Origin of the sequence: Psychrobacter sp. TB55-MNA-CIBAN-0194 (genome assembly GCF_040309505.1) — a bacterium.
In the GTDB taxonomy this organism is placed as follows: Bacteria; Pseudomonadota; Gammaproteobacteria; order Pseudomonadales; family Moraxellaceae; genus Psychrobacter; species Psychrobacter fozii.
On record NZ_JBEOOW010000304.1, the window covers coordinates 1 to 270 of the forward strand.

Sequence of the window (270 nt, forward strand, 5' to 3'; positions counted from 1 at the left end):
GTATCGGTTGGCTCACCGCTGGCACAGAATCTGTCTCTGCAGCATTAGCAGACTGACCGTTAGTCGAGGGCTTATGGTTTGAGTTGGTCGTCTGTGCTGTTGGTCGATAGCCATTATTGCCATAAGCCAGCTGACCATTGACGTCCTCAATGACTTGCTGAGGATGATAAATCAACGTCGCGCCTTCACGTATCAGATGGTGGCAGCCCTCAGCATTGCTATTATCAATATGACTGGGAATCGCAAAGACTTGCTTGCCCTGCTCTGAGG

General features: G+C 50.4%; 1 protein-coding gene. It reads right to left on the bottom strand.

What is annotated here, in order from left to right; translation table 11 throughout:
- Window positions 1-270, bottom strand: a 270-nt coding sequence (locus tag AAEY75_RS15240; RefSeq protein WP_502944431.1) for a DNA-processing protein DprA, incomplete at both ends; no start/stop codon positions are given.